The 25,920-nt window shown below is 60.9% G+C and carries 25 protein-coding genes and 1 pseudogene; 3 read left to right on the forward strand and 23 right to left on the reverse strand.

Annotated features, from left to right (window positions below; all coding sequences use genetic code 11):
* Positions 1-179, forward strand: a pseudogene (locus tag CKW15_RS17110) (IS256 family transposase); the annotation flags it as partial.
* Here CKW15_RS17110 and queC read toward each other — a convergent pair.
* From queC to CKW15_RS17210, 20 genes are all read right to left on the reverse strand, one after another.
* Positions 131-877 carry a 7-cyano-7-deazaguanine synthase QueC gene (queC, locus tag CKW15_RS17115; protein ID WP_095152459.1) on the reverse strand — a complete coding sequence of 249 codons (747 nt, stop codon included), beginning with the start codon at positions 875-877 and terminating at the stop codon, positions 131-133. The pseudogene CKW15_RS17110 and the gene queC sit on opposite strands and share 49 nt — an antisense overlap.
* 215 nt (positions 878-1,092) lie before the next feature.
* A complete protein-coding gene (locus tag CKW15_RS17120) occupies positions 1,093-2,319 on the reverse strand; it encodes a beta-ketoacyl-ACP synthase (protein ID WP_095056460.1) in 1,227 nt (408 codons plus the stop codon).
* Positions 2,319-3,047, reverse strand: coding sequence for a 3-oxoacyl-ACP reductase FabG (gene fabG / locus CKW15_RS17125; RefSeq protein ID WP_095056459.1), 729 nt, complete (start codon positions 3,045-3,047; stop codon positions 2,319-2,321). The genes CKW15_RS17120 and fabG overlap by 1 nt, the downstream gene beginning before the upstream one ends.
* Positions 3,040-3,504 carry a hotdog family protein gene (locus CKW15_RS17130; RefSeq protein WP_095056458.1) on the reverse strand — a complete coding sequence of 155 codons (465 nt, stop codon included), beginning with the start codon at positions 3,502-3,504 and terminating at the stop codon, positions 3,040-3,042. Before CKW15_RS17130 ends, fabG begins: the two co-directional genes overlap by 8 nt.
* Entirely contained in the window at positions 3,501-4,697 is a 1,197-nt protein-coding gene (locus CKW15_RS17135) for a beta-ketoacyl-[acyl-carrier-protein] synthase family protein (protein WP_095152460.1), read from the reverse strand. The genes CKW15_RS17130 and CKW15_RS17135 overlap by 4 nt, the downstream gene beginning before the upstream one ends.
* Positions 4,694-5,272, reverse strand: coding sequence for a hypothetical protein (locus tag CKW15_RS17140; RefSeq protein WP_371856301.1), 579 nt, complete (start codon positions 5,270-5,272; stop codon positions 4,694-4,696). Before CKW15_RS17140 ends, CKW15_RS17135 begins: the two co-directional genes overlap by 4 nt.
* On the reverse strand, positions 5,269-6,516 hold the full coding sequence (locus tag CKW15_RS17145; RefSeq protein ID WP_095056456.1) for an NAD(P)/FAD-dependent oxidoreductase: 1,248 nt from the start codon (positions 6,514-6,516) through the stop codon (positions 5,269-5,271). The genes CKW15_RS17140 and CKW15_RS17145 overlap by 4 nt, the downstream gene beginning before the upstream one ends.
* Entirely contained in the window at positions 6,503-7,660 is a 1,158-nt protein-coding gene (locus CKW15_RS17150; protein WP_095152461.1) for a sodium:proton antiporter, read from the reverse strand. The genes CKW15_RS17145 and CKW15_RS17150 overlap by 14 nt, the downstream gene beginning before the upstream one ends.
* Complete coding sequence (locus tag CKW15_RS17155; RefSeq protein WP_095152462.1) at positions 7,660-9,999, reverse strand: MMPL family transporter; 2,340 nt, start codon at positions 9,997-9,999, stop codon at positions 7,660-7,662. The genes CKW15_RS17150 and CKW15_RS17155 overlap by 1 nt, the downstream gene beginning before the upstream one ends.
* Complete coding sequence (locus CKW15_RS17160; RefSeq protein WP_095152463.1) at positions 9,983-10,687, reverse strand: outer membrane lipoprotein carrier protein LolA; 705 nt, start codon at positions 10,685-10,687, stop codon at positions 9,983-9,985. The genes CKW15_RS17155 and CKW15_RS17160 overlap by 17 nt, the downstream gene beginning before the upstream one ends.
* Positions 10,684-11,109, reverse strand: a complete 426-nt coding sequence (locus tag CKW15_RS17165; RefSeq protein WP_095056452.1) for a thioesterase family protein — start codon at positions 11,107-11,109, stop codon at positions 10,684-10,686. The genes CKW15_RS17160 and CKW15_RS17165 overlap by 4 nt, the downstream gene beginning before the upstream one ends.
* Complete coding sequence (gene hutH, locus CKW15_RS17170; protein ID WP_095152464.1) at positions 11,102-12,646, reverse strand: histidine ammonia-lyase; 1,545 nt, start codon at positions 12,644-12,646, stop codon at positions 11,102-11,104. Before hutH ends, CKW15_RS17165 begins: the two co-directional genes overlap by 8 nt.
* Complete coding sequence (locus tag CKW15_RS17175; protein WP_095056450.1) at positions 12,627-13,568, reverse strand: glycosyl transferase; 942 nt, start codon at positions 13,566-13,568, stop codon at positions 12,627-12,629. The genes hutH and CKW15_RS17175 overlap by 20 nt, the downstream gene beginning before the upstream one ends.
* Positions 13,565-14,299, reverse strand: coding sequence for a glycosyltransferase family 2 protein (locus tag CKW15_RS17180; protein WP_095056449.1), 735 nt, complete (start codon positions 14,297-14,299; stop codon positions 13,565-13,567). The genes CKW15_RS17175 and CKW15_RS17180 overlap by 4 nt, the downstream gene beginning before the upstream one ends.
* Positions 14,300-14,436: 137 nt before the next feature.
* On the reverse strand, positions 14,437-16,116 hold the full coding sequence (locus CKW15_RS17185; RefSeq protein WP_095152465.1) for an acyl-CoA synthetase family protein: 1,680 nt from the start codon (positions 16,114-16,116) through the stop codon (positions 14,437-14,439).
* Complete coding sequence (locus CKW15_RS17190; protein WP_095152466.1) at positions 16,113-16,658, reverse strand: hypothetical protein; 546 nt, start codon at positions 16,656-16,658, stop codon at positions 16,113-16,115. The genes CKW15_RS17185 and CKW15_RS17190 overlap by 4 nt, the downstream gene beginning before the upstream one ends.
* The gene (locus tag CKW15_RS17195) at positions 16,655-16,909 is read right to left on the reverse strand and encodes an acyl carrier protein (RefSeq protein WP_095152467.1); all 255 of its coding nucleotides are present in this window, start codon (positions 16,907-16,909) and stop codon (positions 16,655-16,657) included. The genes CKW15_RS17190 and CKW15_RS17195 overlap by 4 nt, the downstream gene beginning before the upstream one ends.
* A gap of 9 nt (positions 16,910-16,918) precedes the next feature.
* Positions 16,919-17,194, reverse strand: a complete 276-nt coding sequence (locus tag CKW15_RS17200) for a phosphopantetheine-binding protein (protein WP_095056445.1) — start codon at positions 17,192-17,194, stop codon at positions 16,919-16,921.
* Positions 17,175-17,984 carry a 1-acyl-sn-glycerol-3-phosphate acyltransferase gene (locus CKW15_RS17205; RefSeq protein ID WP_095056444.1) on the reverse strand — a complete coding sequence of 270 codons (810 nt, stop codon included), beginning with the start codon at positions 17,982-17,984 and terminating at the stop codon, positions 17,175-17,177. Before CKW15_RS17205 ends, CKW15_RS17200 begins: the two co-directional genes overlap by 20 nt.
* On the reverse strand, positions 17,960-18,685 hold the full coding sequence (locus CKW15_RS17210; RefSeq protein WP_095152468.1) for a beta-ketoacyl synthase chain length factor: 726 nt from the start codon (positions 18,683-18,685) through the stop codon (positions 17,960-17,962). Before CKW15_RS17210 ends, CKW15_RS17205 begins: the two co-directional genes overlap by 25 nt.
* 333 nt (positions 18,686-19,018) lie before the next feature.
* Here CKW15_RS17210 and CKW15_RS17215 point away from each other — a divergent pair, with 333 nt between their 5' ends.
* Positions 19,019-19,789 carry a ParA family protein gene (locus tag CKW15_RS17215; protein WP_095056442.1) on the forward strand — a complete coding sequence of 257 codons (771 nt, stop codon included), beginning with the start codon at positions 19,019-19,021 and terminating at the stop codon, positions 19,787-19,789.
* Positions 19,790-19,806: 17 nt separating this feature from the next.
* Here the strand turns inward: CKW15_RS17215 and trxC are convergent, their stop codons facing one another.
* Positions 19,807-20,241 (reverse strand): thioredoxin TrxC, encoded by a 435-nt coding sequence (gene trxC, locus CKW15_RS17220; protein WP_095152469.1) that lies wholly within the window; start codon positions 20,239-20,241, stop codon positions 19,807-19,809.
* Between the two features lie 374 nt (positions 20,242-20,615).
* Between trxC and CKW15_RS17230 the strand changes: the two genes are divergently transcribed.
* Positions 20,616-21,017 carry a type II toxin-antitoxin system HigA family antitoxin gene (locus CKW15_RS17230; protein ID WP_095056439.1) on the forward strand — a complete coding sequence of 134 codons (402 nt, stop codon included), beginning with the start codon at positions 20,616-20,618 and terminating at the stop codon, positions 21,015-21,017.
* A 6-nt stretch (positions 21,018-21,023) separates the two neighbouring features.
* Here the strand turns inward: CKW15_RS17230 and selO are convergent, their stop codons facing one another.
* On the reverse strand, positions 21,024-22,487 hold the full coding sequence (selO, locus tag CKW15_RS17235) for a protein adenylyltransferase SelO (RefSeq protein WP_095152470.1): 1,464 nt from the start codon (positions 22,485-22,487) through the stop codon (positions 21,024-21,026).
* 48 nt (positions 22,488-22,535) lie between these two features.
* Complete coding sequence (gene mscK, locus CKW15_RS17240; RefSeq protein ID WP_095056437.1) at positions 22,536-25,886, reverse strand: mechanosensitive channel MscK; 3,351 nt, start codon at positions 25,884-25,886, stop codon at positions 22,536-22,538.
* Between the last annotated feature and the right edge of the window lie 34 nt (positions 25,887-25,920).

The following is a 25,920-nucleotide window of genomic DNA, read 5'->3' on the forward strand; positions in this document are numbered from 1 at the left end:
TGCGCAAGATCATCAAGACCCGAGGTCACTTCCCAACCGACGATGCGGCGACAAAACTGATCTGGCTTGGGCTGCGCAACATCACAGCAAACTGGGGCTCAGCGGCCCATGACTGGAAAAGTGCGATGAATCAATTCGCGATTCTGTACGGAGATCGATTTATCAGGCCTGCCTGGTAAAAGAATGGCCTGCCTAACGGCAGGCCGTTACCGGCCTGCACACAAAATATCTGACAGTCCCCACGTAAGCCTTTTTCACGAAGACTGCATGCATCGCAATCCCCACACCCGCTTCCCTTCACGCCGTTGTAGCAGGACAGAGTGCTCTCGCGAATCAGGTCGAGTTGTTCGTAATGATCAGCTAACGCCCAGGTTTCAGCCTTGGTTAGCCACATGAGTGGGGTTTCAATACGTAATTTGTAGTCCATTCCCAATTCGACAGAGGTGTTCAGGGACTGAACAAAGTCATGCCGACAATCCGGGTATCCCGAGAAGTCTGTTTCACACACACCCGTAATGACAGCTTCAGCGTGCACCTGATAGGCATAAATAGAAGCCAACGTTAAAAACAGAATATTCCGGCCAGGCACAAAGGTGTTCGGCACTCTGCAATCGACACTGCTCGCACTGGGAACCGGGATGTTGTCGCGTGTCAGGCTGCTGACTGCCAGCTCATTGAGCACAGACACGTTCAACACTTTATGAGCCGTCACGCCAAGTTGCTTTGCAAGCTGCTGCGCCACTTCAATTTCGGCGCGATGGCGTTGGCCATAATCAAACGTGATGCAGTGGACTTCGTCGTATTTCGGTAACGCATGGATCAGGCAGGTCGTTGAGTCTTGCCCGCCACTGAAAACGATAACGGCCTTTCTTGTCATGGTTCGTTCTTCCTTGGGATGCCCTGACGGGTGTCGGGGGAGCATTGACCCTACCGGGAAGCTCGAACGCTGACTGTGGGACGTTTCTGAATTTTTGTACTCCGGCGTCCGGTTGTGTCATTTCTTTGCGGTGAAATTGAAAAGATCGCAGCCTTCGGCAACTCCTACACCAATCTCTGTAGGCGCTGCCGAAGGCTGCGATCTTTTGACTTGAATTACGACCAGCGCTTGAAAATCAGCGACGTATTGACCCCACCAAACGCAAAGTTGTTGTTCATCACAAACTGATTGCTCATCTGCCGAAACTCGCCACGCAAGTAGTCGAGTTTGCCGCAGTGCGGGTCGACGTTGTCGAGGTTGAAGGTGTGGGCGTACAGGTCGCGGTTCATCATTTCGATGCTGAACCACGACTCCAGTGCACCGCAGGCACCGAGGGTGTGGCCGAGGAAGCTCTTTTGCGAGCTGATCGGCATGTGTTCGCCAAAGAGGCTGCTGGTGGCCAGGGTTTCGGCGATGTCGCCCTGTTCGGTGGCGGTGCCGTGGCCGTTGACGTAGCCGATGTCTGAAGGCACAAGCCCGGCATCTTCCAGGGCCAGTTCCATGGCCCGGCGCATGGTGATTTGTTCAGGGCGGGTGGTGTGCTGGCCGTCGGCGTTGCTGCCGAAGCCGACGATCTCGGCGTGGATGTGGGCACCGCGCGCCAGGGCGTGCTCCAGTTCTTCGAGCACCAGCATGCCGCCACCTTCACCAATCACCAGGCCATCACGTTCGCTGTCGTAAGGGCGTGGGCTGCGTTGCGGGGTGTCGTTTTTCAGGCTGGTGGCGTAGAGCGCGTCGAAGACCATGGCTTCGGTCGGGCACAGTTCTTCGGCACCGCCGGCGAGCATCAGCGGCAGGCGCCCGAATTTGATCGCTTCGTAGGCATAGCCGATGCCCTGGCTGCCGCTGGTGCAGGCGCTGGACGTGGGGATCAGCCGACCGGTGAGGCCGAAGAAGATGCTGATATTGGCCGCCGTGGTGTGCGGCATCATCCGCACGTAGGAATTGGCGTTCAGGCCTTCGGCCACCGAGTTGAGCAGCATGTTGCCGAAGGCCTTGATCTCGTCCGTGCTGCCAGTGGAGGAGCCGCAGGCGACGCCCATGCGCCCGTCCTTGATCGATTCGTCGCCCAACAAACCGGCGTCGGCCAATGCCAGTTCCGATGCGCCGACGGCCAGCCGTGATACCCGGCCCATGCTGCGCAGCTGTTTGCGGGTCCAGTGGCTTGGCACCGTGAAGTCATCGATCGGGCCGGCCAGGCGTGTGTTGAGTTCGGTGAAGCGGTCCCACTCGTGCATCCGGCGGATGCCGCTGCGGTTGGCCGCGAAGTTGCCGACGATGGTCGCCCAGTCGCTGCCCAGTGAGGTGATACCGGCCATGCCGGTGACGACGACGCGCTTCATCAGCACAGGCCTCCGTTGACGGCCAGAACTTGCCGGGTGATGTACGAGGCTTCCGCCGACATCAGGAAATTCACCGCGCCGGCCACTTCTTCAGGGGTGCCCATGCGCTGTGCGGGGATCATTTTCATCAGTTCTTCCACCGGCACGTTTTCGTCGAGCATGGCTGTGTCGATCAGGCCGGGGGCGACACAGTTAACGGTGATTTTGCGCTTGCCCAACTCAATCGCCAATGCCTTCGCTGCACCGATCAACCCGGCCTTGGAGGCGCTGTAGTTGACCTGGCCACGGTTGCCGATCAGCCCGGACACCGAGGTGATGCAGACGATCCGCCCCGGTGCGCGGCGGCGAATCATCGGCATCATCACCGGGTGCAGCACGTTGTAGAAACCGTCGAGATTGGTGCGCATCACCACATCCCAATCATCCTCGCTCAGCGCCGGAAAAGCACCGTCGCGGGTCAGGCCGGCATTGAGCACCACGCCGTAATAGGCGCCGTGGGCTTCCACGTCCGCTTCAAGGATGGCTTTGCAGCTGGCGCGGTCGGACACGTCGAATTGCAGGATGCGCACCTGGCGCCCCACGGCTTCGATTTCGGCCTGGACGGCTTGCGCATCGGCCACGCCGCTACGGCAATGCAGCACGATGTCATGCCCGGCCTGGGCCAGGCGCAAGGCGATGGCGCGGCCGATACCACGGCTGGAACCGGTGACCAGTACGGATTCAGTCATCACTGGATTCCTGGGATTCATGAAGATATTGAGCCGCGTGGGGCGGGCGATACACGTTCAGACGAGCTGTCACGTGAATGCCCGTGCCGTTGATATGGCATTCGAACACGCCCATGCCGTTTTCGTCTTCCAGGGAGCGGATGCCATGGATGGTCAGCTCGGTGCCCGCCGGGAAATTTTCGACGTTGCTCTCGAATTTGCGGCTGCCGAGCAAGAACCCCATTTCCACGTCATCACCGCGCTGGCGCGCATGGCAACCGGCGAACGCAGCGACGCTCTGGGCCATCAGTTCAATGCCGACCCATGCCGGCATGCTGCCGTCGGGGCGACTGAACAGGCCGTTGGGTCTGACGGTAAGACGGGTGTGAATCTGCTCTTCATCGAACGCCAGGATCTGCTCGATGAGGATCATGTCGCCGCCGTGGGGCAGCAGTTCGGCGAGCGGCCAGTCAATCATGGGGCGTCTCCGATAATCAGGCTGACGTTGTTGCCCCCGAAAGCGAAGGAATTGCTCATCAGGTAGCGCGGAGCAATGGACGCCAGGCGAGCGGCCGGGGTCACCCAATTCAGCGCGGGTAACTGGGGATCCGGCTGACCGTCCCAGAGATGGGGCGGCAGAACGTGATCGACATTGACCGGGCTCAGGCTCAACCAGCAGAACGCGGCTTCCAGCGCACCGGCGGCGCCGAGGGTGTGGCCAGTCATGGGTTTGGTGGAAGAACAAGGCACGCCTTCGGGGAACAGCGTCGCGACCGCCTGGCTTTCCATGGCGTCGTTGTGCTGGGTGGCCGTGCCGTGAAGGTTGAGGTAGTTGATCTGCTGCGGCTTCAGGTGCGCACGGCTCAAGGCTTTGTTCATCGCCTGCAAGGCGCCACGGCCCGTGGGTTCGGGGGCGGAAATGTGGTGTGCATCGGAGCTGGCGCCGCTGCCAAGCAAGGCAATTGATGGTGCATCGCCAGCCTGTCGGCTCATCACAAACAGCGCCGCTGCTTCGCCGATGTTGATGCCGTTGCGGTTCACCGAGAACGGATTGCAGCGTTGCCCCGAGACCGCCTCCAGTGCCGAAAAACCATTGAGCGTCAGCTCGCACAGGGTATCGACGCCTCCGCACAGCACCGCATCGCACACGCCGAGGTCCAGCAGGCGCTGGGCGCTCATCAACGCACGGGCGCTGGAGGTGCACGCTGTGGAAATGACATAGGCAGGACCGCTCAGTTGCAGCCAGTCGGCGAGAAAATTCGCCGGGGCCGCGAGTTCCTGCTGCTGATAGTCATACTCAGCCGGGAACTGTTTTTCGTGGATGTAATGGGTCAGGCCCTGGCTGGCCTCGTGGATGCCCGAGGTGCTGGTGCCCAGCACCACACCGACGCGGTGGTGGCCGTAGGTCTGAATTGCACTGTCGATGTCCGGGCGGATTTGCAGCGCGGCTTCCAGCAGCAACTGATTGTTGCGGCTGCGATGCAGCGACATGTCGTCTGGAATTGGCACCAATTCGCCTCGGACCGCACCGACCGGCAATGACCGCTCGCGTACCCATCCAGCCTCATCGACCATGCCGGAGCAGTCGCCGGCAAACAGGTTTTGTGCGACTTCCTGTTTGTTGCGGCCCAAGGCGCAGACCACCCCGAGGGCATTGAGGTAGGTGGTCATGGCGCGTCACCGCTCAGTGGAGTGACTTGGTAGGTCGGACCTTTCGGTAGCTGCAATTGAAAATTCTGCGGTTGTGCGTAGCGGATGTCCCAGCGCTCGGGCAAGGACCGTTGTGTGCCGTGCTGCCAGGCGCCAGGATAATTGGCGGCCAGTTCATCGTTCGGCGTCAGTGCAAACAGCAACGCTGCGAACAGCTCCCGGGCTTCCGGATTGGGTGGCAAAAACCCGTCGGATTCCCAGTGTTTATCGATCAGTTTCTGGCGGGCCTGAGGAATGCCCAACAGGTCCATCATCGACCAGCGAATGCCTTGGTCTTCACGCTGGATCACCAATACCCAATCCTGGCGCTGGTCAGCCTGCAAGCGCTGGATATGCAGTTGCATGGGCAGCGCAAGGTTCGGGTTTTGCTCGGGCAGCGGCGCACGGCTGGCGCAGGCGCTCAGCAACAGGGTCGTCGCGACCAGCAGCCATCGCAGACAGCCCGTCATCCCCGTGGGAGCGAGCTTGTTCGCGAGGGTGGTGAGGCATTCAATATTAATCTTAGCTGACCCACCGCAGTCGCTCGGAAAGCTCATGTCTCCTCTCTTGCACAGAGCGCCGAAATAACCTTCAAGCGGCGCTTGGCTTCGCTGACGAACGGATTGCGTTCGTCCCAGGCATACCCGGCGAGAATGGAGCAGATCATCCGGCGGATTTCCGCTGAGCCGCCCTCATGGTAGATGACGTCCTGGAAGGTCCCGGCGTACCAGCCTTCGACGTAGCAGCGGAACGTGTCGACGCCGCGCTTGAGCGGATCGGCGAACTCGGTCTGCCAGTCAACGCTTTCGCCTTGCAGCTGACGGTGCAGCACTGCGGCGGCCATGCTGGCCGAACGCATGGCGATGGTGACACCCGAGGAGAAGACCGGGTCAAGGAACTCCGCCGCGTTACCCAGCAGCGCGAAACCCGGGCCATGTAAGCTTTTGACGTTGGCCGAGTAGCCGCCAATGGTTCGGGCTTCGGTGTCCCACACGGCGTTGTTCAACACGCCGGCCAGGCTTGGCGTCTCGGCAATGAAACCGCGCAGGCAGTCGTCGAGGTTGTCGGTGCGACCTTCGAAATGTTCCTCGGCGGCGACCACGCCAATCGAGCAGCGCCCGTTGCTGAACGGAATGGTCCAGAACCACACATCGCGTTTTGTCGGGTGGGTGGTGATGAGAATCTTGGTGCGGTCGAAGTCCGGGCTGTCGATGCAGTCTTCGACGTGGGTGAACACGGCCTGGCGCACCGGGAAGTTCGAGGGTGCCTCAAGCTCGAGCAAACGCGGCAGGACGCGCCCGTAGCCGCTGGCGTCGAGCATGAACTCGGCTTCGATGGTGTATTCGCTGCCGTCTTCGCGGCGTACGCCAAGTTGCGGCTTGGCGCCCTTGATGTCGACGCTGACGATGGCCTCGCCGTAACGAATTTCCACGCCTTGCAGCGCGGCCTGATCGGCCAGCAACTTGTCGAAATCCGCACGCTGAACCTGGAACGTCGTTGGTTTGCCCTGGGTGAAGGTGTCGCTGAAATCGAAGGCGCTGTAGCGCTCGCCCCAGGCGAACGCAGCACCGGTTTTCACCTGGAAACCGGCGGCGTTGACGGCGTCGAGCATGCCCGCTTCTTCGACGAAGTCCAGGCAGTGGGCCAACAGGCTCTCGCCGATGGAAAAGCGCGGAAAATGCTGGCGCTCAATCACCAGTACATCGTGACCTTTGCGCTTGAGCAGTGCGGCGGCGATGGCGCCGGAAGGGCCGGCACCGATCACTACGACCTGGCGGCGTTGCATTTCAACGGTTGGCATTTGGGCTCCTTGCCGGCGCGGCGGCTTTCAACGGGATTCGGTGCATGCCGGTCAGGGCCGGCAGCAATGTAGCGATCAAGCCCATCAACATCAGCGCGAAGTACAGCGGCGGGCTGATGAGTTGTTGTTGGAGCAGCAGGTTGAGGAAGACAATTTCGCTCAAGCCGCGAATGTTCAGCAATACGCTTTCCCGCCAGCGGCTGGCACCACTGAACGAGGCGCCGGCCCAACCGAGGCCGAGCCAGTTGCCCAGCAGTTTGCTGGTGATCGGCAGCAGCAGCAATGCCATCAGTTGAATCCAGCCAAGGCTGTCCAGGGCGCTGTGCACGTTGATCTGCACGATGCCGAACGTGAGGATCAGCGGAATGGCGAAGTACGTCTGCAAACGGCTCATCCACAGCAGTGGAATCGGCAGGATTAGAGGCGCCTTCAGTGCGGCCATGATCAGCACATAACCGATGCCGAAAATCAGCGCATTGAGCTTGAAGTGCTCGGCCACCATCAGCAGCGCAAAAAAGCATCCGCTGTACAGCCACGCCTGACGCAAGCCCAGCAGGCGCAGCAGCACCGGCAGGCAAGCGCCGGCCAGGGGCAGCAACAAACTGCTCAGCTGCAGGCTGCCCTGGGCGATGCCGAACACGGTCCAGCAGGCGAGGTCGATGAGGATCGCGGTTTGCACCAACCGTCGGGTCGCGGCGGGCGGGTAGTCGATGTGTTGCAGGTACAGATACAACACCGGGATGGCGGTAATGGCGAACAACAATCCGATCGCCAATGAACTGATCCAGGGTTGTGGTGGCAGTAGCCAGATCGCCGTGACCAGGCCGCAGGCAAATGGAATGCAGAAGCTCGGCAAGGCGATTTTCAGGCTCTGGCGGTCCAGTTGCAGGTCGATCACATCGCTGAGGATGTAACCCAGCAACAGGGCGAAGCTCAGGCTGTAGAGGTTTTTCAACCAGTCCGGCGACACCAGTGCCGCACCGCTCAGTTGCCATTGCGGTTCGATCCAGAAGTACATCAACAGCGGCAGGCCAAGGGTCGCCAACAGCAACTGGCTGACAATCGGAATCAGGCCGAAATGACGCCCGACGCGAGTCGCCACGGCGAACAACGCCAGGGCCATCGCCCAGAACAGAATCACCATCACGCTGCCGTCTCCACGACGGACGCGGCATGCAACTGGCGACCGGCCCAAGGGGCGAGCAGGAAACTGAAGACCAGACCCAGGCTCACCGACAGCCCGAAATTGCTCACCGCCGGGGTGCTCGACACCGCCAGCAAACCGAACGACAGCCAGGTGGTGACCGCCGCCAACAAGGTCCCCAACAGGCTCACGGCAGCGCCACCGACCTGTTCGCGCATGAGGATGGCGTAGTCGACGCTGATCGCCGTCACCAGCAGCAGACCGAACAGGCTGAACAGGGTCAGCGGTTGCCCCAGCCAACCGAGGCTGGCGAGGCTGCACAACGCTGCCAGCAGAGGCAGGGAGACGATGCGTAATGCACCGCCGAAACCGAACGGCAGGATCAGCACCAGCACGATCAACACGCAGGAGGCGAGCTTCAGTTCGGCGGCGCTGATCTGGGTGGCGGCGAAGACGCTGTTCAACTCGCCCAGTCGATCCACGAGCACCACGCCCGGTAGATCCTCAGCCTGGACTTTCAGCAAGGTCGGGTTGCTCACGCCTTGCAGGCTGACGATGGCTGCGACGCCGTCATCCGTCGGCCCCAGCCACAGGGTGCGATAAGGCTCGGCCAATGGGCCGGTGAGTGCTGTGTCGATGTCTTCGGCGGGCAGCGATTGCAACGTAGCCAATTCGGCCTGAAGTGCCTCGACCGGCACACCGACATCGATCAACGGCTGCCAGAACTGCGGCAGTTTGTTCAGTGCATCGCGCACTTGCTGCTGTTCGTTCGGCGGGCTGACCAGTTGGTTGAGCGACAGATAACCCTGAAGTTTGTCCAGACCGGTCAATTGATCCAGGCGTTCGCTCAGGGCGCTTGAGCGTTCGAGCAGTTGCTGCTGATTGGCGGCGCGTACCAGGAAGAACTGACTGGTGGGTTGAAAACCGGTTATTTGCGCGATGGTCCGCGCTTCGTCAGTCAATGATTGCGGTGCGCTGATCCATTGGCGGATGTCGTTCCTGCTGTCGAGTTGCAGCACTCCGCCTACGCAGAAGGCGATCAGCAGCGCCAGCAACACCGGCGTCTTGAGGTGCTTGAGCAGCGCTTCACGGCAGCTCAACAGATACTCACAAATGCGTAATGGCCAATCGGCCGGGCGCAGTTCTACACCTTTGAGCAGCGCGGGCAGCAGGCATACCGCGGACAAATAGGCGCCGAGCAGGCCGGCAGCGGAGAACACGGCAATCTGGGTCAATGCCGGGAACGGCGTCCAGGCCAGGGCCAGGTAGCCGATGGCGCTGGTGATCAGGCTCAGGGTCAGCCCGGGCAACGTCAGGCGCAGCGCCGGCCAGCTGTGCCAGGGTTTCAGGCTCCAGCTCTTGGACAGGTAATGCAGCGGGTAATCGACGGCGACGCCGATCAGGCTTGAGCCCAATACCAGCGTCATCACGTGCATGTGGCCGAACAGCGCCACGCAGGCCACCGCACCGAAAAGCATGCCCACCAGCACCGGAATAAACGCCAGCAAGACGCGCCAACGACGGAAAGCCAACAGCAGTAACAGCAGGATCCCGACGGTGGCACCGCCGCCGACCCAGGTCATCTCCCGCGAAGCCTGTCGCTGGCCGCTGGCCGCGTACAGCAGACCGCTGGCGGCCAACAGTTGCACGTCGGCCTGGGCGGCCTCTTCGCGACTGTGCTGCAGCAGGTCAGCCACTTGCAGCGGCAGGTTCATGTCGAAGGCGTTGCCAGCGGTGCGCGCTCGCAGCAGCACCCAGCTTTTACCGTCGGCATCAGCTATCAAGGCGCCGCTGCCGATGTCCAGTTGCACCGAACCGCGTTGCGGCTGGCTGTTCTGGATGCGCCCGGTCAGGCCCAGCCAGTCATCCTGGCTGGACACCAAGGTGAAACCGGTGAAGGGGTCGAAAAGCGCTTGCACCCGTTGCTGGATAAAAACGTCAGGGTGTTCGACCAGTTGCTGACGATCTTCGGTCGAGAGCATCGCCAATCGACCTTGCAGCAGTTGCGTGCGCAGTGCCGGGAGGTCGGCTTGCAGGTTCCACTGGACCTTTTCGAACAAGCCGCTGGCTTGCCACTGATCGCCCAGCTTCTGCGCCATGCTGATGGCTTGTTCACGATTCTTGTGGCCGACCAGCACCAGCATCTCGCGGTTCAACGGCGCTTGCATGCGTTGTTCGGCGCGCTGTTCCAGCGCATCCGGTGCCGTACCGGGCACCAGTTCCATCAGGTTGGCCGACAGCGGCGCACCGTCACGCCATTGCCAACCGGCGAGCGCCAGCACGGCCAGCAGCAGGAGAAGAAACAGCCACGGCAGTCTGCGTTCACTCGGCAAAGTCATGTTGCTCCGCGTCGCTCAACGGTTGGGCGCTGGTGCTGTCCTGCATGCGCAACAAGGTGCTGTCGCCCTGGGTTTCCAGCAGTTCGATGCTGTGCACCAGATCACTGCCCGTGATGTTGATCTGATTGAACACCTGCTTGAGCAGCATCGAGCGCGGTACCAGTGTCAGTTGCCAGTTCTGTGCGTCGCCACTCAAGGACAACTCGAAATCCCGTTGCAGTCCTGTGCTGTCGCCTTGCAACACGGCGAGGAACAAACGGTTCTGCTCGGCACCGGCGCTCTTGCCCGGCAGCATCTGCCAACCATGGACATCACGCCGGGCAATGCCTTGGGCGGTGATGCGGTAATCCTGTTGCAGCGGCGTTTTCAGCAGCCACAACAAACCGTGGTTTTTCGCCAGGACGAAGGTGCCCTTGCTGGTCAGCGGTTGGGGCAGGGCACGCAGGTGCTTTTCCTGAATGAAGCTGCCGTGGATGACATCGGGCTTGGCCAGTTGATCGCTCAGCTGCTGCAGGTCGAATGCGTGGGCCAGTCCGGGTATGCCCAACAATACGCAGAACACTGCAGGAGCGAGCTTGCTCGCGAAAGACCTGAGAGCGCCGCGCAGTGTCAGGTGCCCTGCGTCATCGTTGACGTCCATCGCGAGCAAGCTTGCTCCTACAAGGGAACGGGGAGGGCTGAAAATCATCGCAGAGCTCTCTCTACGGCTTCGACAAACACCTTTGGCGAGGCCAGTTGCATCTCGCGGCTGGCGATCTCGACGGCGACCTGCACCGAGACAGCGCGGGTCAGGCGTTCGCCGGTGACCAGATCCGTGATCAGGTAATTGATCTTCAAACGGTTCTCCCACTCCACGAGGCTGGCGCGCACATTCAGCTTCTGGCCGAACACGGCGCCGCGCACGTAGCGCAATTGCAGGTCGATCACCGGCCAAGCGAAGCCCGAGTCGTTCATCACCGTGTAGTTATGACCGATCCTGTCCAGCAGCGCGCAACGGGCGACTTCCAGATATTTCACATAATGGCCGTGCCAGACCACATGCATGCTGTCGACGTCGAAAAACGGCACGAGGATTTCCGTGTCGGTGTGAAGCACTCCCTTGCTACGCATGCAGCCTCCAGTGTTGTTCGGCGATGCGTTGCAGGCACAGGCGCAATTCGCCTTCCAGCGCACGGTCTTCGATGACCGGTGGGAAATCGTCGGCCAATGCTTCGTGCATGGCGGCGAGGGCGGGTGGCAACGGTCGAGCGTCTTCGGCCTGACCGCGCAGCCAGACACCCTGATTGGCCGCCAGTAATGTTGCCGCGGCGACCTGTTCGGTCAGCTCCAGCACGCGGATGGCATCGCGGGCGGCGATGGTGCCCATGCTCACCTTGTCCTGGTTGTGGCACTCGGTGGAACGCGAGAAAACGCTAGCGGGCATGGTGTTCTTCAAGGCTTCGGCGGTCCAGGCGCTGGTGCCGATCTGTACCGCTTTGAAACCATGGTTGAGCATTGCCCGCTCGGCGCTGGCGCCGGACAGGTTGCTCGGCAAACCGTGGTTGTAGCGCTCGTCCACCAGCAGCGCCAGTTGTCGATCCAGCAGGTCGGCGACGTTGGCCACGAGGTTTTTCAGGCTGTCCATGGCGAACGCGATGTGCCCGCCGTAGAAGTGCCCGCCGTGCAAGACACGCTCGGCTTCGGCATCGATGATCGGGTTGTCGTTGGCACTGTTGAGTTCAATCTCAATGAACGAACGCAGCCAGTTCAGGCTGTCGGCCAACACGCCGAGCACATGCGGTGCGCAACGCAGGGAGTAACGGTCTTGCAGGCGATGCAGCGGCGCGGTCGGTGCGTCGATCGCCAGATCCTTGCGCAGCCACGCGGCGACTTGCATCTGCCCCGGGTGCGGTTTGGCGGCGAACAGGCGCTCGTCGAAGTGCTCGGGATTGCCTTGCAGGGCGACCACGTTCAGCGCCGTGATACGCGTGGCCAGTTGCAGCAGGTAATCGGCGCGGGCATAGGCCAGGCAGGCGAGGCCGGTCATCACGGCGGTGCCGTTCATCAATGCCAGCGCTTCTTTCGGGCGCAGCACCAGCGGTTGCCAGCCGAGTTCGCGGTGCACATCGGCGGCTTGCCGGCGCTCGCCACGGAACATCACTTCGCGTTCGCCGGACAAGGTCGCGGCGACGTACGACAACGGCGTCAGATCGCCGCTGGCGCCCACCGAGCCTTCTTCCGGGATCAGCGGCAGAATGTCGTGTTCAAGGAACGCTTGCAGGCGTTCCAGCAGTTCCACACGCACCCCGGACACGCCGTGGCACAGCGACTGCAAACGCGCCGCCAGCACGGCGCGGGTGGCCTGGGCGTCGAGCAACTTGCCCAGTCCGCAGCCGTGGAAGGTGTACAGATGACGTGGCAGTGCCTCGACGTGATGCAGCGGCACCGCAACCACGCAAGAATCGCCGTAGCCGGTGGTCACGCCGTAGATCACGCCTTCCTTGTCCAACAGGGAATCGAGGAATCGCGCACCCTTGGCAATGCGTTCGCGGTAGGCGGGATCGCGCTGCAACTGTGTCGGCACCTTGCGGTTGGCCAGGGCCAACACATCTTCGATGCGCAAAGGGCGTTCGCCGAAGGTTACCGGCTCAAGCGTTGGCGTCGTCATCGGTCTTCCAGAAAGGGTAAAAGTTGAACCATTGTCGGGGGGCTTCGAGGCAATAGTGACTCAGTCGTTCGGCATAGCGCGAAGCCCACTGATGAATGACCTGCTCGCGATCGCTGCGTTTCCAGATGATCGCCTCGGCGAACGGCTCAATCGTCAGGCGATAGCCGCCGTCGGGCTTCTTCAGGCACATCAACAGATTGACCGGACATTTCAATAAACCGGCCAACAGCCACGGGCCTTGGGGGAATTTTGCCGGGTGGCCGAGGAAGTCCACGGTCACGCTGCGCCCGCCATGCAGCGGTACGCGGTCGCCGGCAATCGCCAGCCATTCGCCGCGCTCCAGGCGTTCGTGCAGTTGCAGCATGATGACCGGGTTCAGTTCGCTGACCTGAATCAGGCGCAAATGGGTCGCCCCGGCTTCGCCCAGCAAACGGTTGAACTGCTCGGCGTGCTTGGTGTGCACCAGCACGTTCATCGTGACCCTTTCGCCGATTTCCGCCAGCGCCCGGCAGACTTCCAGATTGCCCAGGTGCGCGCCCACCAGCATCTGCCCGCGTGTGCCGCGCAACTGATTGCGCAGCAGCGCCGGGTCGATGATTTCGATCTGCTCGATGCTCAGCTTGCCGTTCCACACGTCGAGTTTGTCGAGCATGGAATCGGCGAAGGCCATGAACTGGCTAAATACGCGCCAATGGCTAGGCCGCAATTCTCTGCGACCGCTCCAGTCGGCGAGCCGTTGCTGGTATTGCCAGGCACTGTGGCGGGCGCTGCGGCCGAACAGGAAAAAGTACAAGACGATACCGTACAGCAGCGGGCTCAACAGTCGGCGACCGAGAACCCTGGCGGCAAACGCGGTGAGCTTCATCAGCCAGAAACTGCCGCGCTCTTCGCGGTCGGCCCAATGCTGATTGTCTGGCGTCATGGTCGCCACCGCCGCCAGAGGATCACTGGCGAGCGCAACAACATGCCGAAGAACAGCCGGGTGTGCATGCTCGTGATCAGCACGTTGTCGTGGAACATGCGGAAGTGCGAAACACCGTCCAGCGGGTAGTGAACTTTGGTTTTCAGCCACTGCATCGGCTGATTGCGCCAGGCCAGGCGCACCAGAATGTCCGAATCGAAATCCATGCGCTTGCCGATCTTCGCCGAGTCGATCAGCTTCAGAGCCGGCGGCAGCGGGTAAACCCGAAAGCCGCACATGGAGTCGCGGATCTGCAGCGACAGGGTGTTGATCCAGACCATGACGTGGGTCAGGTAGCGGGCGTACAACCGGCCTTTGGGCACGCTGTCATCGTATTGCGGGTAGCCGCAGATGACCGCTTGCGGATGGGCGCGTGACAGTTCGATAAACCGTCGCACGTCTTGCAGGTCGTGCTGGCCATCGGCGTCCACTTGCAGGGCATGGCTGAAACCCAGGCGCGAGGCTTCACGCAGACCGGTCATCACCGCGGCGCCCTTGCCCTGATTGGTGGCCAGGCGGATCAGGTACACCATCTCGCGCCGGGCCAATCGATCGAGCACCCGGGCACAGGCCGGGCTGCTGGCATCGTCCACCAGAATGCAGGGCAGGTTGCAGGCGATCAGTGCATCGACCACGGTGGTGATGGCGGTTTCGTGGTTGTAGACCGGGATGACGGCGCAGGGGCTATGCATGGACCGAAACCTCTACAACACTTTTGTGGCGAGGGAGCTTGCTCCCGTTCGAGTGCGAAGCACTCGCCATGACGCCGGTGCGAGATGGTTTTGGGTCTGCTTCGCAGCCCAGCGGGAGCAAGCTCCCTCGCCACAGGTTATGCATTCAAAGCCTCCAGCAAGATCCGCCCGCTGGAGCAGGTTGCGGTCTCGTTGCGATAGGCGAAATACAATTTGCCCCGGGTCGGGTCGTAACGCAGGTGCAGCTGGATTTCATCGCCGGGACGTACCAGTTGCTGAAACTTCAGCACTTCCATGCCGGCGAATTTTTCCGGCAGGTTCATCAATTGCTGGCCCAGGTTCAACGCCCACTCCACCTGCACCACACCGGGCAGAACCGGCGCGGTGGGGAAGTGACCGCTGAAGTAGGCCAGGTCCGGTGGCACGGCCAGTTGCAGGCTCCACTCGCCATCGGTTTCGGTTTGCGCCAGCACTTGCGGAGCCTTGGGCCGTGGTGCCAGCAGCAAGGCGTCGACGTCGGCCTGAGGCAGTTTGCCTTGGGCGTTCAGCGGCAGTTGCCGCAGCAAGCGCCAACGCCGTGGCAAGGCGAGCGCCTCACAATGCAGGCTCAGGTGCTGGCGCAATTGTTCGGTGAGGGTGCGTCGGCCCTGATTGCGCAGGGCATGCAGGCCCGTTTCAGTCAGCACCAGCAAGGCACCCAGCGAGGCACGTTTTTCCTGGACCACGCCAAGGCGCGCTTCGGCGACCCAGGCATGAGTCATGAGTGCCTGTTCCAGCATTGGCAGCGAGATACGTTTTTCTTCCAGTTTGACGATCCGGTCCAGTCTTCCGAGCAATTCGAACCGGCCATCCGCGGCGACTCTCGCGGAGTCGGCGGTGTGTTCGACATGGCCATGTGGCAAGTACGGCGAGGCAATCAGCAGCGCGCCGTCGCTGTCCTGGCTCAACACAACGTCGGTGAAGGGCCGCCAGAGCTCCGAGGCTTGGCGCCAGGCGATACCGCCGGTTTCCGAGCTGCCGAAGATTTCCGTCGGCCATTGTCCCAGGCGTTCGTGCAGGCTCTGTGCGGCCTCGGCCGGCAAGGCGCCGCCGGAAGAAAACACCCGACGCACCGCGCTCAGGGCCGGCCAGTCGAGGTTGTCGCCCATGCGTTTGAGCAGCGCCGGGCTGGCGACCCAGGCAAAGGCTGGGTGTTCTCGGCTGGCACGCTGTAAATCTTCCGGAAAGGCCAGTTGCCGACGCACGAACGGGCGCCCGGCACACAGCGGCCACAGCACCCGAAACAGCAGGCCGTAGATGTGCTGAGTGGCAACGCTGCCGATGATGCACGCCGGCCCCAGGTCCGTTCCCCACAACTGTTCCAGGGCATCGACTTCATTGGCCAGTTGGCGCAGGTTCTTTTCGATGCGCTTGGGCTCGCCACTGGAACCGGAGGTGCACAGGTTGAGCCGACAGTGATCGAGATCCAATGCGGCGCCTTCCAATGGCGGATGGCGATACTCGCTCAGGTGCGCATCGCCGGTTTGATCGGTCAGCCACAGGTCGACGTCATTCGACCAGCGTTGGCGGGTCTGCGGTTGCAGGTCGGCAGGCAGCAACACGCTGACCCCGGCGCGCCAGGCGCCGAGCAACGCAACCGCCAGATCGGCGGCATCCTCAAGGTGCACGGCCATCTGCCGCACGCCTTGGGCTTGCAGGCCGCCGGCCAGGCGCAACGCCCGGTCGCACAGTTGGGCATGATCCAGTGCCGGACCGGCCGTTACGGCACGCTCCGGTTGCGCCTTGAGCAACAGGTGCTCAAGTTTTATCCAATTCATGGGTGGCCTCGTACCCGTTTGCGTATCAGCCATTCAATGGCAAACATCAGGCCTATCAATCCGTAGGAAATCAGACCGGTGTACAACATCCACCAGCTCAGCGGTGCCCACAGTGTCAGGGCGGCGGCGCACAAACCGTTGCAGAGAAAAAACACACTCCAGGCGATGGTCACCTGGCGGGTATAACGAATGGCCTTGGCCGGTAACTGCGGTTCACGCAGACGGGCCAGGCGTTCCACCATCGGCGGGCCGAATTTAAGGCTCAGGCCGAACAGCCCCAGCATGAATCCGCTGATCAGCACCGGATACCAACGCAGCAACTCCGGGCTGTCGAACAGCGCCAGCAACAGACAGAACACGATGGCCACCGCGGCCATCCACAGGCTGTCGGGGCGTCGCCGTCCGGTCAGCGCGCGCGCCAGCCACAGGCTGCCCAGCAGCAGCGCGAACTGCCACGGCGCGAAGTGCTCCATGCCGAAATACACCGCAAAGGGGTACAGCAGGCCTGCCAGCAGCAGGCCCAGGCCGATCAGTCGGCTCATGCGGCCGGTTGAACCAGACGGTAGACCGCCTCGACCACGTCGCTGACGGTACGCACCGATTTGAACTCTTCGGCGGCGATTTTCTTGCCGGTCTGGCGTTTGATGTGATCGATCAGGTCGACCGCGTCAATGCTGTCGATTTCCAGATCCTGATACAGGTTGGATTCGAGACTTACGCGCTCGGGGTCCAGTTCGAACAGCTCGACCAAGGCATCGCGCAAGGTGTTGAAAATGTCTTCACGAGTTTGCATGGTCCGGTCTCAAGCTGCCTGTTTTGCGGTGACGAACGCCGCAAGGCTCGCCACGTTGCTGAAGTGATTACGCGTGTCCTTGGCGTCTGCATCGATTTTGATGCCGTATTTTTTCTGGATGGCCAGGCCGAGTTCCAGGGCGTCTACCGAGTCCAGGCCCAGGCCTTCGCCGAACAGCGTTTGCTCATCGCCGATGTCGTCGGCACTGATGTCTTCGAGACCCAGGGCGTCGATGATCAGGTCTTTTATTTCCAGCACCAGGTTCTTAGTGTGCAGATTGCTCATCTTCGGCGAGCTCCTTGATAAAGTAAGAATGTAGATGATCGTTGAGCTTGCGCGAGGCCTGAGGCGCTGGCCCCTGCACGGCGAAGGCCTGTGGATCTATATCGGCCCCGACACGGAAACTGAAGTGCACGCGCCGCTTGGGTATGCGGTACCAGGGTTCGGCCTTGGTCAAAGTCGTCGGGCTGACCTTGATCACCACGGGGGTGAGGATTTTCGCACCGCGCAGGGCAATTGCCGCACCCCCCCGATGAAAGGCGGGGGTCTGTCCAGGTTGCGTCCGGGTACCTTCGGGGAAAATGATCAGGGTCTGGCCGTTTTTCAGCGCATCGGCAGCGGTATCGAGCATGTCCATACTGCCATCATTGCTGATGTAATCGGTGCGGCGCAGCGGGCCACGCGTGAAGGGGTTCTCCCACAGGCTTTGCTTGACCACGCAGTTGGAGTGCCCCACCAGCCCGATCAGGAACACCACGTCGATCAGCGACGGGTGATTGGCAATGATCATCTGGCCCGGGCGCCCGAGTTTTTCCGCACCCTTGATATCGTAGGTCAGTACGCCGGAACGGGCCATGAACTGCACGAAAAGCCAGAAGCAACGGCTGACGGTTTGCCGTGCACGCAACCGGTGGGTCTGGGCGTCGCCCGGCAGGCAGCTCAACAGCGGGAAAACCAACACGCGCAGGCACATCGCGCCCAACCCGAACAGGGTAAAGCTCGCAGCGGTCGCCAGCAGGCGCCAGTAATAGGCGTCGCGGTTCTTTTCGGTCACGGGTTGCGTTGCCAGGTCCATACACGATTTTTCCAGGCATGTTGGCAGGTGGTTTGCTGGTCGAGTAGCGCACGCAACAGATTCAGTGCGTGGGGCCAGCGGGATTTTGACAACGCATCCGAAGGGCTGTTCAGGGTCAACTGCCAGTCAGGGCCGGGTGTGATCAACAGGCCGACGGCATACGGGAACGGCACATCATCGATCCAGGCCGAATAGGCCGCGGGTGGTTGCTCCTCGGTCACCACCAGCAAGACTGCCGGAGCGCCTTCGGCCAGGAGCGCCGCTGCTTCCAGCATGCCGTGTTCAAGGCCGTCGCCAGCGGCAGCGAGGGCGGTCATCTCGCTGGTTTCACCGCGCATGATCGACCACAGACCGATGATTGCATTATGCACCGAGAGGCTGAACTGGGTTGGCGACAGCGGTTGTTCGGTGGCCAGGTCGCTCAGAATATCGAAGGTGCGCGGGGTTTCTCCGTGACGGGAAACAAAGACCAGCGGCAGATCCTGGTGACCGTCAGCCAATGGCCAGCCAACGCTGAACGCCATCCGCGCCAATCGACTGAGGCGTCGGCGCTGCATGGCCGGCAGGAACGAGACGTCCGGTGCCACATCGCTCAATGGCAGTACGACCGGTTGGCGACTCCATGCCTGCCAATCATTCACGCTTTCGAGCCCTGGAGCCCACGCGCGCCATTGGGCGATGTTGAAGTTGATCACAGACATACAATCCCGCCCTTGATGGGCTTCCTGACGTGTGAGGGGTCGAAAACCGCGACTCGCCTTACGTGGCGCCGGACGCCGACTGGTGCGCATTATCCCGGTGCCGGGAACGTGTAGCAAATGCTGGATACGTTTTGCTCAAACAGATGTACCGTTTAGTGAGCAAAAACTGAATAGTTGCCAATTATTCGCATTTTTACTGACCCGTCTGTCGGCGCTCGTCGCTTTTTCAGCAAGAGATGGCCGTTGACTGTGTAGTCCCGATGCCAGCGAGGTAGCGAAGCCATGCCGTCGCCCACTACACTCGGTCATTCTTTGATACACGGAGGTTTTGACATGCGGCGTGTGGTGTTCAATCAGAAAGGTGGTGTGGGCAAGTCCAGCATTGCCTGCAATCTGGCAGCGGTCAGTGCCAGCGAGGGCTTTCGCACCCTGTTGGTGGATCTCGATGCCCAGGCGAACTCCACCCAGTACCTGACGGGGCTTACCGGTAACGATATTCCGATGGGCATTGCCGATTTTTTCAAGCAGACCCTGTCGTCCGGGCCTTTCTCCAAGAAAAATCAGGTTGACATCTACGAAACCCCGTTCAACAACCTCCACGTCATTACAGCGACCGCTGAATTGGCGGATCTACAGCCAAAGCTTGAAGCCAAGCACAAGATCAACAAGCTGCGTAAGTTGCTCGAAGAGCTAAGTGAAGATTACGACCGGATTTACCTGGATACCCCGCCAGCGCTGAACTTCTATGCAGTTTCGGCACTGATCGCCGCCGATCGTGTGTTGATTCCATTCGACTGCGACAGTTTCTCCCGACAGGCGTTGTACGGCCTGATGGCGGAAATCGAAGAATTGAAGGAAGACCACAATGAGGGCCTGGAAGTCGAAGGCATCGTCGTCAATCAGTTCCAGGCCCGCGCCAGCCTGCCCCAGCAGATCCTCGACGAACTGATCGCCGAAGGCCTGCCAGTGTTGCCCGTTTACCTGGGCAGCTCGGTTCGCATGCGTGAATCGCACCAGGCGAACACACCGCTGATCCATCTTGATCCGCGGCACAAGTTGACCCAGCAATTTGTGGAGCTGCATAACCTGCTGGAAAACGCCTGAGGCACAAAAGATCGGTGTCAAACCCCTTGGCTACGCAACCAGCTCATCAACTGCGGTAACGGGAAGGCCCCGCTCTGGCGTGCGACTTCCCGGCCGTTCTTGAACAGGATCAGGCTCGGAATCGAGCGAATCCCCAGCTGCGCCGACAACTGCTGGTTCGCTTCGCTGTCCAGCTTGGCCAGCCGGCACTTGCCCGCCAGTTGCCCCGCCGCCTGTTCGAACACCGGCGCAAACGACTTGCATGGCCCGCACCAGTCCGCCCAAACATCCACCAGCAGCGGCAGATCGCCCTTGATCTGGCTGGCGTAGTCGCCCTGTTTCAACTCAAACGGCGTGTTCAGCAAGACTTCGGCTTTGCAGCGCCCGCATTTCGGGTGGTCGTTGAGGCGCTCGGCCGGGATGCGGTTGAGGCCGTTGCAGTGGGGGCAGGGAATCAGAAGTGGATTAGACATGTAGGTGGTCCTGTTAAAAATCCGATTACTCACTATTTGGAGACGTCTGCTCACATTTTCAATCGAGCGGGGAGCGGCGATAAAACTAGGCTGAGTCGTACTCAGTCAGGCCACTGGTCTTGTAGTGGGTATCGCATCTTGCGATATTTTTGATCTGTGATTAACTCCCCATAGCAGAATGCGATAAGGATGTTGCATGCATGTCATCACCGAAAAACGAATACGTGAAGCCGCAACAAAATGGCCAAGAGCAGCTACTGCACTGGATCATTGGTATCAACTGGTCAAAGGAAGTAAACCCTCGGATTTTGCGGCGATGAGGGCCTTATGGATCACCGCGAATATGACCGCGGAAAATGGAAGGAGGGAAGAGCATGAGTGTCCTGATCAAAAGAGCTGCGGAGCATTGGGAGTTCGTCTCGCCGTTGCTTCGAAAACCGAAAAACGAAGACGACTATGACTTGCTGGCGCAGGCGCTGGACGAGTTGCTCGAGATGACCGGCGATGATGAGTCCCATCCGCTTATGAGCCTGGTAGATATCATCGGTGACTGGATTGAGGAATGGGATCACAAGCATCACCCTATGCCGAAGCCTGGTGGGGTCGATATTCTTGGCTACTTGATGCGCGAACATGGCCTGACCCAGAGCGACCTTCCCGGTGTTGGTACCCAATCGGTTGTTTCGGAAATTCTGAGTGGCAAGCGTCAGCTCAACCTGCGGCAAATCCGCTGGTTGGCCGAACGATTTGGTGTGTCGGTTGAAACCTTCATCTGACCAGATTCAGGAAGAACAACTGATCTCCAGATGCTTGCCCCACTCTGGCGGCCGCTCGGCATAACTTTCCATCCCCGGTTGCTCCTCGAACGGTTTGCTCAGCACCGCGTGCAGACGGCGGACCTCTGAGTAGTCGCCGCGCTCTGCTGCATCGATGGCTTTCTGTGCCAGGTAATTACGCAGGATGTACAGCGGATTGACCGCGTCCATCCGTTGGCGGCGCTGCTCTTGATCAAGCGTGCCTTCACGGTCCACACGGGCGACGTAGAGCTCGCCCCAGGCATCGAACCCCTTGAGGTCGACGAAGTTATCACGCAAGTGGGTAATGGCCTGTTCGGGCGCCTTTTCACCCAAACGACGGAAAAACAGGCTGTAATCCACGCCGCTGTTCTGCATCAGTTGCAGCAAGTGCTCCAACAGTTTCTGGTCTTCGTCTTCGGCGGTGGTCAAGCCGAGGCGGCGACGCATCAGGTCCAGGTAATGGGCCTGGAACAGCGGCAGGTACAGGCCGAGGGTTTCGCGCAGGGCTTCGACGCTGATGAACGGCGTCAGGGCCTGGGCGAGGGCGCTGAGGTTCCACTGGCCAATCGGCACCTGGTTGCTGAAGGAGTAGCGGCCCTGATCATCGGAGTGGTTGCAGATGAAGTTGGCGTCGAAGTCGTCGAGGAAGGCGAACGGACCGAAGTCGAAGGTGATGCCGAGGATCGACATATTGTCGGTGTTCATCACGCCGTGACAAAAACCGTAGGCCTGCCACTTGGCGATGAGTTCGGCATTGCGCTCGACAATCTCGCGGAACATCGCCAGGTACGGTTCCGGTTGCTCCAGGCATTCCGGGAAATGCATGGCCAGCACATGTTCGCCGAGTTCTTTCTGCTTTTCGGGGCGCTTGGTGTAATAGAAATACTCGAAGTGGCCGAAACGCACATGGCTCGGCGCGAGGCGCAGGACCATGGCGGCGCGCTCCTGCTTTTCGCGCCATACCGGCGTATCGGAACCGATGACGCACAGCGCCCGGGTGGTCGGGATGTTCAGCGCGTGCAGGGCTTCGGAGGCAAGAAATTCGCGGATCGAGGAGCGCAGCACGGCGCGACCATCACCCATGCGTGAAAACGGCGTCTGGCCCGCGCCCTTGAGGTGCAGGTCCCAGTGTTCGCCCGCCTCGTTGTACACCTCGCCCAACAACAGGCCGCGACCGTCGCCCAGTTGCGGGTTGTACGAACCGAACTGATGCCCGGAATAGACCATCGCCCGAGGCACCGCGTCGACCCAGAGCTTGTGGCCGCTGAACAGTTCGGCGAATTCCGGGGTTTCGGCCACGGCCGGGTCGAGGTCCAGCAACGCCATGGCGGCAGGGCTCGCGACCACAAGGCGTGGATTATCGATGGGCTCGGGCAGCACGTGGGCAGAAAAGGTATCGCCCAGGCGGTCGAAGCGATTATCGAAGGTCAGTTCGTCGAGGGCTTTCAAGGGCCGGCTCCAGCAGAATGTCCGAGCATTCTGCTGGGGAAAGACCGGTTAGTCGAGTTTGGCGGCCGGCGGTTGCTGCGACGACTTGCCATCGGTGATCGGCACGATGGTTTTCGCTTCCGGCTCGATCGGCACCATCTTGTATTCCTGGCCATGCAGGTTCTTGAGGTAGACCTCCATCTGCCGGAACGAGATGTTGATGTGCTGCTTCTTGAACTCGCGGTTGATGAAGCGGTTGACCTCGTCGAGCACCGGGTTGCGGTCGCCGAGGTCGCGCACGTGCATGCGCAACTCGTGGTCGAGGGTGCTTTCGCCGAAGTTCAGGAAGTACACGTGGGGTTCGGGGTCTTTCAGCACACGCGGGTTATCGCGGGCAGCCTTCAGCAGCAGTTCTTTCACCAGATCGAGATCCGAACCGTAGTCGACGCCGAGCTTGAGCGTCACTCGGGTAATGGTGTCGGTCAGCGACCAGTTGATCAGTTGCCCGGTAATGAACGTCTTGTTCGGGACAATGATGTCCTTGCGGTCGAAGTCGGTGATGGTCGTGGCGCGAATGCGGATTTTGCTCACCGTGCCCGACAGGTTGCCGATGGTGATAGTGTCGCCGATCCGTACCGGACGCTCGAACAGAATCATGATGCCGGAGATGAAGTTGGCGAAGATCTCCTGCATGCCGAAGCCGAGGCCGACCGACAGGGCCGCCACCAGCCATTGCAGCTTGTCCCAGCTCACGCCGAGGGTCGACAGCGTCGAGACGAAACCGACGCCGGCGATCACATAGGACAGCAGCGTGGTCGTGGCGTAGGCACTGCCCTGGGCGAGGTTGAGCTTGGACAGCACGAACACTTCCAGCAGGCCCGGCAAGTTGCGGGCGAGGGCGAAGGTGATGCCGATGATGATCAGCGCGCCGAGCATGTCGCCGATGCTGATCGGCACCATGCTCATGTTGGCGCCGGTGCCGCTGGTGTATTCGTAGAGGGTGATGTTGTCCAGGTACGAGAACACCGTGATCAGGTCGGCCCAGACCCAGTACAGCAACGCCATGAACCCGCCGAGCAACGCCAGACGGATCAGGCGCAGGGACTGTTCATTGACCTTTTCGATGTCCATGGTCGGTTCTTCGATCACCGCTTCGCCATCGCCGGCCTCTTTGGCAGCCTGACGTTTGGCCAGGGCGCGCTGGTAGGCCAGACGGCGTGCCGCGACGCTGAGGCCGCGGACGAAAGTGGCTTCGATCACCAGCCAGAACATCAGCAGATACAGGGTGTTGATCAGACGGTCGCTGAGTTTCAGTGCGGTGTAGTAGTAGCCGAAGCACACGGCGACAAACAGCGCGACGGGCAGGATGGTGAACAGGAAGCCCACGATCTTGCGGAACAACGAGGCGTTTTCGTGGGTCGGGCTGCTGATCAGCAAGCGGCTGAGCAGCAGGGTCATCAAGGCGTAGCACGTGAGCACCACGGGCATGCCGATCACGTCGTCGGCCAGTCCCGCCGGTTGCAGTTCGGCAACCGCCACCACCGCCACCAGAGCCATCACGACCATGCCGAGACGGCGGACCCAGCCGCGCAGGAACTCGACCTGAGGCTTTTCCCAGCGGAAATGCAGCTCGGCCACGCCACCCGGCGCCAGAATCCGGTAGGCGGTGTAGAACACCAGCCACGCCTGGGCCATTTGCAGCAGCGCTGCGCCCATGTTGGCGTTTTGCCCGCGGGCGTCGATTTGCAGGGCCAGGCCGCACAGCGCGAAGGCCAGGGACACCGGCATCGCCAGCAAGATGTTGATCAGAATGGCCTGCGGCGTGTGCCACTGGCTGTCGCGCTTGAAGTGGCCGATGTCCTGGTGAACTTTGTTCAGTCGTGAATACAGTTGTTTGCGGCGCCACAGCAGGGCACCAATCAGCAGTGCCAACGGCAGGAACAGCAGCGGTCGCTGGGTCAGGCCATCGGTCAGTTCGCTCAGGCTTGAGGCCAGGGGCAGCGTATCGATCTGACGCTCCAGGCGATCCGGCACGCTGTAGATCCACTCCAGGTCCAGCGGCTTGTTGCTGGGAATCCAGAACATCTGTTCATCGAGCGTGGCCCGCAGGCTTTGCGCGGTGCTGAGCAATTGCTTCTGGTTCAGTTGCAGGGTGATGGATTCGTTGAGGACCGCACTCAGCTCCCGGTTCAGACGCTCCAGCAGGTCGGCACGGGTGGTGGCCAGTTCCAGCAGGCTCTTGCGCAGCTGCGGGGTCACTTGCTCGGGAGGCTGGGTCGACAGCAGGTTATCGACGTAGGTGGCCGGGTTGCTGAGCAATTCACGTTGCTGGCTGACTTCGAACTGATAGAGGCGAATGTCGGCGATCTGGTCGGCCAGGTCGCGGTCAACCTTGAGGCGCGGCAGGGCTTGCTTCTGCTTGTAAAGAATCTTGGAGAGCAGCAGGCTGCCTTTGAGCACGTTGATCTGCTCATCCAAAGCCGAGTCGCTTTGGGTCACGCTGTCGAGTTGCTGCTTGGTCTGCAGGTTTTTCTGGGTGACTTCGTTGAGGCGGTCAGTGCTTTTGAGCAGGTAGTCCGAGAGCTTCAGGTTGGCCGTGCTTTCGGTCGCCAGCAGGCTACTGCCGCCGGACTTCTGTGCTTCGATCGACTGTTGCGTAACCGTTTCCTGAGACTGCGCCAGACGTTTCTGATTGATCAGGTTTTGCAGTTCTTGAATCTCACGATCCAGACGGTCGGACCTTTCCGACAACAAGTCATGCTGGCTGTTGCCCAGGTCTTGCAGCTGAGTATTGCCGGCCAGTTCCTGGCGACGCAGCGGGATCAGGGCATTGAGCGCCGCGAGTTCGGCGTTGAGTTGATCGCGATGCTCGGCACTCAAGGTCTTGCCGGCGTCTTTGCCGGTCTTGAGGATGTTGTTGATCTGCTGGATGCGTGTCTGGCTCGCGGAAATTTCCGCCTGCGCACGCTCCGGACGGGTCTGGGCAGTGATGATCAGGCTGTTGGCGTCGGCCAGGGCTTTTTGCAGATCGCTTTGCTGGGTCGAACGCTCGGTGAGCAATTGCTCCAGCTGCTGAATGTTCTCTTTGGCGAACCGTTGCGCCACCGGCACCACACTGGTGGCCTTGAGGCGGGTCAGTTCACGCTGGTTCTCGATGGTCTGCTTGGGCGCGCTGCTCAGCTGTTGCTTGAGATCAACCAGCTTCTGCTCGTAATCGCGCTGGTTGTTGAGCTGGGTCAGCGTGCCTTGCAGGACAGACTGCAGAGCCTTTTGATCCGCCTCCGGCAGTTTACGGTCGGCGATCTTGTCCAGACTCGTCTGCACGGCTTCGCGGGTGGGCGGTTCGGCGGCTTGCAAGGGGCCGACGGAGAGGCTCAGGCCCAACAGGGCCATGATGAAAATAGTGCGCAGGCTTGACATAGAGACCGATCAAAAAGCTGACGAGAAGTGGAGT

The organism is Pseudomonas sp. Irchel s3b5, assembly GCF_900187435.1.
GTDB lineage: Bacteria > Pseudomonadota > Gammaproteobacteria > Pseudomonadales > Pseudomonadaceae > Aquipseudomonas.

Bases quoted from the DNA above. Each gene is read 5' to 3' on its own strand.
- queC (WP_095152459.1), bottom strand. From the start codon at position 877: ATGACAAGAAAGGCCGTTATCGTTTTCAGTGGCGGGCAAGACTCAACG.
- CKW15_RS17155 (WP_095152462.1), bottom strand. From the start codon at position 9,999: ATGACTTTGCCGAGTGAACGCAGACTGCCGTGGCTGTTTCTTCTCCTG.
- CKW15_RS17185 (WP_095152465.1), bottom strand. From the start codon at position 16,116: ATGAATTGGATAAAACTTGAGCACCTGTTGCTCAAGGCGCAACCGGAG.
- CKW15_RS17160 (WP_095152463.1), bottom strand. From the start codon at position 10,687: ATGATTTTCAGCCCTCCCCGTTCCCTTGTAGGAGCAAGCTTGCTCGCG.
- CKW15_RS17205 (WP_095056444.1), bottom strand. From the start codon at position 17,984: ATGGACCTGGCAACGCAACCCGTGACCGAAAAGAACCGCGACGCCTAT.
- CKW15_RS17180 (WP_095056449.1), bottom strand. From the start codon at position 14,299: ATGCATAGCCCCTGCGCCGTCATCCCGGTCTACAACCACGAAACCGCC.
- CKW15_RS17150 (WP_095152461.1), bottom strand. From the start codon at position 7,660: ATGGTGATTCTGTTCTGGGCGATGGCCCTGGCGTTGTTCGCCGTGGCG.
- mscK (WP_095056437.1), bottom strand. From the start codon at position 25,886: ATGTCAAGCCTGCGCACTATTTTCATCATGGCCCTGTTGGGCCTGAGC.
- CKW15_RS17230 (WP_095056439.1), top strand. From the start codon at position 20,616: ATGAGTGTCCTGATCAAAAGAGCTGCGGAGCATTGGGAGTTCGTCTCG.
- CKW15_RS17175 (WP_095056450.1), bottom strand. From the start codon at position 13,568: ATGACGCCAGACAATCAGCATTGGGCCGACCGCGAAGAGCGCGGCAGT.
- CKW15_RS17210 (WP_095152468.1), bottom strand. From the start codon at position 18,685: ATGTCTGTGATCAACTTCAACATCGCCCAATGGCGCGCGTGGGCTCCA.
- CKW15_RS17120 (WP_095056460.1), bottom strand. From the start codon at position 2,319: ATGAAGCGCGTCGTCGTCACCGGCATGGCCGGTATCACCTCACTGGGC.
- CKW15_RS17190 (WP_095152466.1), bottom strand. From the start codon at position 16,658: ATGAGCCGACTGATCGGCCTGGGCCTGCTGCTGGCAGGCCTGCTGTAC.
- fabG (WP_095056459.1), bottom strand. From the start codon at position 3,047: ATGACTGAATCCGTACTGGTCACCGGTTCCAGCCGTGGTATCGGCCGC.
- CKW15_RS17200 (WP_095056445.1), bottom strand. From the start codon at position 17,194: ATGAGCAATCTGCACACTAAGAACCTGGTGCTGGAAATAAAAGACCTG.
- CKW15_RS17140 (WP_371856301.1), bottom strand. From the start codon at position 5,272: ATGAGCTTTCCGAGCGACTGCGGTGGGTCAGCTAAGATTAATATTGAA.
- CKW15_RS17145 (WP_095056456.1), bottom strand. From the start codon at position 6,516: ATGCCAACCGTTGAAATGCAACGCCGCCAGGTCGTAGTGATCGGTGCC.
- CKW15_RS17130 (WP_095056458.1), bottom strand. From the start codon at position 3,504: ATGATTGACTGGCCGCTCGCCGAACTGCTGCCCCACGGCGGCGACATG.
- CKW15_RS17165 (WP_095056452.1), bottom strand. From the start codon at position 11,109: ATGCGTAGCAAGGGAGTGCTTCACACCGACACGGAAATCCTCGTGCCG.
- CKW15_RS17215 (WP_095056442.1), top strand. From the start codon at position 19,019: ATGCGGCGTGTGGTGTTCAATCAGAAAGGTGGTGTGGGCAAGTCCAGC.
- CKW15_RS17195 (WP_095152467.1), bottom strand. From the start codon at position 16,909: ATGCAAACTCGTGAAGACATTTTCAACACCTTGCGCGATGCCTTGGTC.
- CKW15_RS17135 (WP_095152460.1), bottom strand. From the start codon at position 4,697: ATGACCACCTACCTCAATGCCCTCGGGGTGGTCTGCGCCTTGGGCCGC.
- trxC (WP_095152469.1), bottom strand. From the start codon at position 20,241: ATGTCTAATCCACTTCTGATTCCCTGCCCCCACTGCAACGGCCTCAAC.
- hutH (WP_095152464.1), bottom strand. From the start codon at position 12,646: ATGACGACGCCAACGCTTGAGCCGGTAACCTTCGGCGAACGCCCTTTG.